The sequence below is a fragment of the Hominilimicola fabiformis genome (genome assembly GCF_020687385.1).
Lineage (GTDB): Bacteria > Bacillota > Clostridia > UBA1381 > UBA1381 > Hominilimicola > Hominilimicola fabiformis.
In genome coordinates this window covers 77,678-85,848 of sequence record NZ_JAJEQM010000016.1, presented here as the reverse complement: position 1 = coordinate 85,848, position 8,171 = coordinate 77,678, and the positions used below count along the sequence as shown (strand labels likewise).

General features: G+C 38.7%; 8 protein-coding genes. 3 read left to right on the top strand and 5 right to left on the bottom strand.

Features of this window, described 5'->3' with window-relative positions:
* The first annotated feature begins 209 nt into the window (after window positions 1–209).
* The 3 genes from LKE05_RS11390 to LKE05_RS11380 all read left to right on the top strand — a co-directional run bounded on the left by LKE05_RS11390 (window position 210) and on the right by LKE05_RS11380 (window position 2,416).
* Window positions 210–1,127, top strand: coding sequence for a tyrosine-type recombinase/integrase (locus LKE05_RS11390; RefSeq protein ID WP_022230026.1), 918 nt, complete (start codon window positions 210–212; stop codon window positions 1,125–1,127).
* Window positions 1,128–1,234: 107 nt separating this feature from the next.
* Window positions 1,235–2,041, top strand: a complete 807-nt coding sequence (locus LKE05_RS11385) for a trypsin-like serine peptidase (protein WP_022230027.1) — start codon at window positions 1,235–1,237, stop codon at window positions 2,039–2,041.
* A 12-nt stretch (window positions 2,042–2,053) separates the two neighbouring features.
* Complete coding sequence (locus tag LKE05_RS11380; protein ID WP_022230028.1) at window positions 2,054–2,416, top strand: hypothetical protein; 363 nt, start codon at window positions 2,054–2,056, stop codon at window positions 2,414–2,416.
* Between the two features lie 46 nt (window positions 2,417–2,462).
* Here LKE05_RS11380 and LKE05_RS11375 read toward each other — a convergent pair whose 3' ends face one another.
* The 5 genes from LKE05_RS11375 to LKE05_RS11355 all read right to left on the bottom strand — a co-directional run bounded on the left by LKE05_RS11375 (window position 2,463) and on the right by LKE05_RS11355 (window position 8,116).
* Window positions 2,463–3,338 (bottom strand): hypothetical protein, encoded by an 876-nt coding sequence (locus LKE05_RS11375; RefSeq protein WP_022230029.1) that lies wholly within the window; start codon window positions 3,336–3,338, stop codon window positions 2,463–2,465.
* Window positions 3,339–3,451: 113 nt separating this feature from the next.
* Entirely contained in the window at window positions 3,452–4,012 is a 561-nt protein-coding gene (locus LKE05_RS11370) for a DUF5697 family protein (RefSeq protein ID WP_022230030.1), read from the bottom strand.
* Window positions 4,013–4,014: 2 nt separating this feature from the next.
* A complete protein-coding gene (locus LKE05_RS11365) occupies window positions 4,015–4,953 on the bottom strand; it encodes a replication initiator protein A (RefSeq protein ID WP_308456934.1) in 939 nt (312 codons plus the stop codon).
* A gap of 5 nt (window positions 4,954–4,958) precedes the next feature.
* Complete coding sequence (locus LKE05_RS11360) at window positions 4,959–7,016, bottom strand: VirD4-like conjugal transfer protein, CD1115 family (protein WP_308456933.1); 2,058 nt, start codon at window positions 7,014–7,016, stop codon at window positions 4,959–4,961.
* Window positions 7,013–8,116 carry a hypothetical protein gene (locus LKE05_RS11355; RefSeq protein WP_022230033.1) on the bottom strand — a complete coding sequence of 368 codons (1,104 nt, stop codon included), beginning with the start codon at window positions 8,114–8,116 and terminating at the stop codon, window positions 7,013–7,015. The genes LKE05_RS11360 and LKE05_RS11355 overlap by 4 nt, the downstream gene beginning before the upstream one ends.
* Window positions 8,117–8,171: the final 55 nt, after the last annotated feature.

Sequence of the window (8,171 nt, the reverse complement as noted above, 5' to 3'; positions counted from 1 at the left end):
TAAGAGTATCCAAATATTATTTTTAAGCCATATTCTATCGAATAAATGATAATCCCGTATTATCCTTTGTTTTTATACATAATTAGTATATCACCCCTAATCATATAAGTCAACAGAAAATCACTGATTTTTTCCATTATCGACAATATTATCCCTATGATATATAATTTATTCTACCAAGAAATATATAACACAAGGAGAATAGCACTATGATTGAAGTAAAAACAGAAATAAAAAAGTATCTAAAATACTGCTCTTTAGAGAAAAAATTAAGCAAACACACCTTAAAAGCCTATCGTATTGATTTGGCACAATTTATCGCATTTAAGCCTGACATCAGCATTTCAAAAGAAGATTTAACTAAATATATTCAATATTTGCACAAAACATATAAACCAAAGACAATAAAGCGGAAAATCGCCACGCTAAAAGCATTCGTCCACTATCTATACTACAAGGATATAATAGAATTTAATCCCTTTGATAAAATTGACACAACATTTAAGGAACCGTTGCACTTGCCACACACCATTCCGGAAAACATAATACACCAGCTCTTAACCGCCTCTTATCAGAATATATTGACTGCTGCTACCACTCACCAAAAGCTTGTTTCCGTACGCAATACAGCTATTATTGAATTACTGTTTGCCACAGGCGCAAGAATTTCCGAAATATGCTCATTGAAAATAAACAACATAGATTTTGCTTCTAAAACAGTACGAATATTTGGTAAGGGCGCAAAAGAACGAATTTTGCAAATAGAAAACAGAGATGTCATAGCAATTTTAATGAAATATCTTATTTTAATAGATGATTCCACGCAGCCGAACAGTTATCTGTTTCAAAATAACCGTCACAACCGTATTTCAGAACAATCTGTAAGAACAATCATAAGAAATCTCGAAAAGCAGATTGCAGCGCCATTACATATTACACCACACATGTTCAGACATTCCGTAGCAACATTACTGCTTGAAGAAGATGTTGATATTCGTTATATACAAAGAATACTAGGACACAGCTCCATCACAACAACTCAAATATATACTCTTGTCACCTCCTCAAAGCAAAGAGAAATACTCCGCACAAAACATCCAAGAAATAAAATCCACATAACGCAATAATTCAAAAAAATCCTGTTGTTTATTGACATATTTTAAAATATAATGCATAATTATCAAATAGAGGAATAAGCTCTAAAACCAAATTTATAACGAAGGAGTGACCAACTATGAAAATCACACGCGACAACAATAACAATGTATCATATACATTGGAAACAAACGACATCTATGCACAGCAAATTATCGACTACTGGACGCCTGAAAAAAAGGCGAAGGCAATACCCATTATGCCCTGCATAGAAGATGAAATTGAACAGCCCAATATAACAACAACCGACCCCGAAATAGCGGATTTAAAGCAAATGCCTTTCAGCGCAGGCGGCAAACTGTTCTTTTCAGGAGATGGCAAAAACTATATTGCCAGCGCCAACATTATGGAGCGTAGCAATCTGTTAGTGACGGCAGCTCATTGCGTTCAAAACAAAGATACAGGAATGATTTATGATAATTTTCTTTTTGAGCGCTGCTATGACGATGGCAAATCATCAGAAAAGCTAACCTTTAAAACTGTTGCCTTAAAGGAATATTGGCATAGCGAAAAAACATGGAAGTGGGATTATGCTATGGTGGTTCTTAATAGTAACTCAACTATTGAATCCCCTCTTAAATATTCTACTGAAAATATTGAAAATAAAACTATAACGGCATTCGGATACCCCGCAAACTATTATGGTGGAAAACAAATGGTGTTTGTTAAAGGTGATGCCGCCCGACGTTCTGATTATACATGGTTAATCAATGGCTGTAAAATGCGCGGCGGCAGTTCCGGCGGAGCATGGGTACTGGAGGATAATAAAACGATTGTCGGAGTAAATTCCTACGGTCCCGTATCAGAAGAATATGCTTATGAGGGTTCTCCGATATTTGACGAAAATTTTGAAAGTTTATATAACTATGTACTGACTTTAATGTAAGGAGTGATTTTAATGGAAAATATAAGATATATAAAGCTAAAGAACAAAGGCGGTTTTGTAGCAAAAATTACAGTGCAATATAAAGGAAAACACACTGACGAACATGGAAACGTCAGCTATGACGCTGAATGGAAAAGCTGGCATTCTGACGGTTACAGAGATATTTGCGCCGCGGCAGAACGCACCGTTGACCTTACTGACTCAGATATTCCGGACGGCTCACAGGTAAGGCTAAAAGCTGTTATAGTAGCGGGAAGAGATCATACTGCATCTGAACAATACATATACAATAAAGAAAGCTCTAAAATGGCTTTTTATAAAGTCAGCGGTACAACATATATCAATGATAAGCTAGAACTTATTTCTTGCAAATAATATGCAATGGCTCAATTCCTTAACGGAATTGAGCCATTTTCTGCTTTTACCTCATTTTTCTCAGCATTTTACCGTAGACGAGTTTTTTCTCATAATTGAGCCGCTTTATAAGTATTTCTACCCTGTCGCCCAACCGGAAATCACCGTCATAGTGCATTGTGTCATACGAACAAAGTACATCGGTCACGTTATCGCTTAATCGGCAGAACACACCGCCGCCGTATTTGCCTACAACGGTAGCAATCCTTGTTGAGCCGATAGGATGACGTGTTTCCACACCCTCAAACGGATGCGGCATTGTTTCTTTCATTGAGAGCTTTAAAACTCCCTCTTCCGGAATAAATTCCTTAACTTTTGCCTTTCTTACCTCGCCCGGATGTACTAATTCCCTTACGTCCGATACCATTGTGTAGTTTATATCGCGCTGATGAAGAACCACATCATAACCGCAGTAATTCAGCACACATACATTTCTGCCTACTGATACAACGTCAGTATCAAGAACTCTGTCCATCAATTTACGTCTGTTTGCCGCTTTCTGCATTTTTTCAAGCGCAATCTTTCTTGACGCTATTGCAAAGTCATTTTCGCGGTCTATATGTGTAATCACAAAATCAAGCTTAGCTCCGCACATTGAGTGCAGAACATATCCGCCGTCAGGTACAGAAATAAGAAACATTTCCGGTTCGGGAATAATTATTTTAATGCGGTATAGGATTACAATCACGCACCTTAATTTCTCTTTTACAGATTTTTTCTTCCCCTCGGGTATGAACTCAAACTCGTGGTAGTCCACACCTGCCGCTTCACCGCGCATAACACTATGACTTCGGTAAGACGCATATATTGCCTGCCATTCGTCACGTTCCTCGGGAGTCAAGTCTTTATCAAGCTCCGCGAGATTTAATTCGTTAAATTCCATTTCTTTGTCCTCCTTTATTTTTTAATATATAATTATATTCTTCCGGCATTATCCGAACATCAAAAAAACACCGCCTATCCGTCCTAAGATTGACAATGCCGCAAAAACATATATTATCGCTCGTAGAATACTACTTTACTATCCGCCGCAAGCACAAAAGAGCAATCAGTATCAGGAGTTATCCTGCTCATTTGCTTTTTATCCTGTATCACGAATATCCAAGACGGAGGATGTGATATTTTATCAGCGCTATCCGATATATTTACTGCATATCCGTTCACATACTGTACAATTATATCCTCTCTGCCGATTTCAACAGGCACAATATTTATCTCCTGCTCATTCTTTTCGTCAGCAGTTATGTAAAACCGAAGCAATACAGTATTATCGCCCCTTTCAAAATCTTTGAGGTAGTCCAAGAACTGAAGCATTATATCAAACGCCGTTACCATATACTCGTTTATCCTTCCGTATGGTAATATCACCGTATCCTCGCCCCTGTACGGGACAATTTCTATCTTGTCAAACCTCCGTAATTGTTCAAGGTATCCGTTTATGTTATACAAATGCGGCTCCTTGAAATGTTTCACCAATGCTTCAAGCTGACGCACAAGCAATCCGTCATATTCTGCGAGTAATTCAAGTATGTACTTCTGGTAAAGATTAAGATACACCGTTAATCGCCTCCTCCTCTGAAATGATTTAGATATGGGTCAAGATGAGTTTCGGTAAAGTCCTCAGTCAAGCAGTTAAATATAACGCTCATAACATAACCCGTGGGATTTTTAGTGTCTCTCATGTTCTTGTGCATTTTATGCAATGCGCTCTCCAAAACCGAATAGTCAAGCTCGCATAACCTGCTTCGGACATTTTCGCCCGGTAATACGCTTGTGCCAATTTTTAATTCACGGCAGTAGAACAGACGCTCCACAGCATCATAAAATATTCGCCGTATATCCTTGTCAAAGCATTCAAGCTGACACTGCGCTAATATCTTGTTAAATAATTGCCTGTCCGTTATTACTGACTGACTATTATCAATATGGTTAATATCAGTCTTGTTACTATTAGTATTATTAGGGTGCGCTTTTGACGCTTCTTGACCTGTCATTTCGGTACTTCTTGAGATGTCATTTTGACGCTTCTTGACCTGTTGTTTTTGCGTATCACATTCTAACATTTCTTCTGTATCCCCAACTTCATCCGATTCCAGAGCTGTCATTTCTGCGCATCTGGCATTTTCTTCATCTACAAAATTCCGCGCCTGATGTTCAGACACTTCCGGTTTAACAATATATATCCGATTCGGTTTACCTTGTCCCACACGAACATCCATAATCAATCCCTTTTCCACTAATTCCTTAAAGATATCCGTTGCTTTTTTATTGCCAACACCTAATGCCTCAGCTAATTTTTTTCTTTTAAAATTTAAGTATACCTCTCCATTTGCATTTATCCAGCCATTTTTCTGAGATAATGATAACCTATCATATAGTCTTGCATATGCCAATTTTGCCGCAGAGGACATCTCTATATATTTAGGGTTTGAATAAAAAGCCTTCGGTATTCTGTAAAAATCACATTGTATTAAATCATTTATTTTATACACAGTCATATAAATCACTTTCCTCTCTTAAACTTATCAATCATACTTTGCGCCGTAAGAGGTCTTGGGTCGAAATCCTCCTCTTCAACGCTATCATCAAAAGCATTTATTTGCCGCTTTGTATTCGGTTTCGCTGATGCTGTAATTATCTCTACTTTCGCCAAATCAAACGGGCTTTCTTCAACATCATCTATATCTGTAAATTCATCCTCATACGAAATATTGTCCGTATCACTCATACTGTGTTCTTCATCATACCGCCATTTAGGAACATACTCCGTTATTCTTGTCCGCTTCAGCTTATGGAACTCACTTAATTCATCGGGTATTATTTTCATAGCCTTCAGCGGTTTCTGACCTCTAACAAGAATAAGACACTCACGGTTATCCATGTGTTCTATTTCATCGGGATACATCAGCGGACGTGTAGCATTTGACGTGTTTTGCTTGTACCCGTTAACCTGCCTTGTTATAGGCGAAAACAGCGGTGTCTGCGGCGCCATTGAGCTTGTTGTCCGTATCGTAATATTACCGCATTTCTTTGAGATAAACTCACTTGTCATCTGGTCGTTACAGCCGAGCATAATCTGTGTGTCACAGTTGCCGACTATCTCCTGCCATTCGTTTACAGGGTATCGGTCTGCCATCTGCGCTGCGCTCTGAGCGGCAATCTGACAGTTGATACCTCGTGAACGAACTGTTGATATAGTTTTTTTAAAATCAAGCAATCTACCTATATTACAAAACTCTTCTAATACCATATTAACCTCAACAGGCAAGCGTCCGCGCTCATCACCGTGTTTTCGGGCATAGTCTGATAATTTCTTAAACAGCAATGAAAAAAACAGCGAGCTTAAAAATTCCAAACTGCTGTCTTGGTCTGATATTATACAGAAATAGGCGCATGGTCGTTTGCCCGGCAATTCAAGGTCTATTTCGTGGTAGCTCGTTATTTTCTTAACTAATTTGTTTTGAAATACATTTAATCTCGAACCTAAACCGATAAAAATATTTCCCCAAAGATTGCCCGCAGCCTGTTTAAATATTCCGTAGGGTGCGCGTGCAGGGTGGTCAAGCGGTAAACGCTGCATTTTTGCGTCAAGTTCCTTTTGTCCGTCATGCGATAGCATATTATATATGGTATCAAGCGAACGCTTTTGTATAGGAAGAAGCTCGCCCGTTACAGGGTCTTTCAATGTATAAACGTAATGGATAAGGGCAACAAGTAAATTCTTTTCCGCTTTATCCCAGAAATCAGCTTTTTGTCCCTCCTCAGAGGTGTTGCGGATTATAACCTCCGCAACCGACTGCACCATATCAATATCACCGTCTATTTCGCCGAGACAGTTCCATGCGTCCGAATTTTCCATATCCAAAAGGTTAAACATCTTTACAACATAGCCTTCTTCTTTTAAATATTCAGCCATCTGTTCAGCCATTTCCGCTTTTGGGTCAACTATTATCATACTTTGCATTAGCTTTGCTGTCTTTAATATAAACGGCTTTATAAACCCCCTTGACTTACCCGAGCCGGACGCACCGTATATCATTATGTGTTTATTCAAGCCATTATCAGCATTTAAGCCAAGATATTCATAAAATCCGCGTCTTGCAAGCTTACCGAGTATTGCTCCCTCCACAGAATCAGCCGTGCCTATCAGAAAAGTTTTCTTCATATCTTTTCTATCCATCCAGCCCGAAGTACCGTGTGTACCCTCATTAACCGTATAGAAATTACGCTCGTCTTTTTTTATCTTAACACCCGTTATGTACTGTAACCAATTCTGTTTTATAAGCAAATACATTATGAGGATAAAAAAAGCTATACCTAACCCCTGCGGAGTGAATACTGCGCCAATACATTTAATAGGATTTAGCGTAAACATCTTTCCATCCGTATTTGTCATAAAGTTATACAATGCGCCTCTGAATGACGCAACTACCATACCATATAGATACAGTCCCGTTAAAGCCATTACGGAATATATAATCCAATGCTCTTTTATTTTATATACAAAATGCCGTACATTCTCATTGTACAGCGTCTTTATAAGTTTTATAAGCTTTTTCATATTATTAAATACTCACCGTCCTTTGTACGCGCAGGCTCTATTTTCGTTTCCCCCATCCGTAATTGCGGAAACATATCCGTCATTGTATTATGACGTACAACGGTAAATTTCATCTGGTTAGGATATTCAAGATACACCGCCATGTGCTGATATATTGCTTTCTGATGCGCAAGACATATAATATTTGGAATAATTCCGCTTAACAAAGACTGCTCCAGCGAGTACCTTACTCTTGTAATATTTGTGTCCATAGCTGTTATACACGCTTTCCCTCCACAGACCGCATCAAATCGGCTCAGCTTTACAGGTACATTGTCCGTGTCACCAAACATTGCCGCTATATCCTTTTTATAATTATCTATACACATAAGCTTTATCTGCATTATTCCGTCCTTATCCATAGGCAGTAAATAGAAATCATACTGCCATCTTTCCATAAGCTCCGAGAACGGAACAATGCCCCGTGTGATTTCAGGCTTTTTCTCCGGCATAAGATACCCTATAAGTCCCTCCACAGTTTCCGCCGCGATTATTATCGCCACATTTTTTATATTTTCTATATGTGAAATCATACTAAGGAATGTCTGTTGTTCAAAATCAGGAAATGCACCGTCCGCTATATCGTCTGTATAGTACAGAACATACGCCGTATCACCTATACGGAGTATCCCGTAAAATACTGTCCCTGCAAGAACCTTGCTTTTCATTTCCGAGCGTATAGTCAGGCTTGGTATGTAGATACAATCCTCCCTGCTTAGTCCCTGCACTGTCCCTGCATAGATATTTATACCAGCCCCATAAAGCATTGCATTTAGTTTCGCATTTATAACACGTCTGTTAAATGTATTTCCTTTCTTATGCGGTCTTGCATCGTCAGGAAATTCATAGCCTGCCCTTAATAATATATCCCTGCCCCGTCTTGTCAATCTGCTGAATTTACACCCTCCGTTTACATATTTCAAGTATCCGCTTTTTGCCAACCTGCCCGATACCTCGCTTTTTAATATCTGCATTTCAAATATCCCTGCAAGTCCGCACGGCATATATCTGGCTAATGCACATAGTTTTAAAAACTCCAATTCCTGACTATCTAAAATCATTTTTGCACTTCCCTCCTTACTACGGTGCAGAATTTTTTTCTGCACATGATGTCTG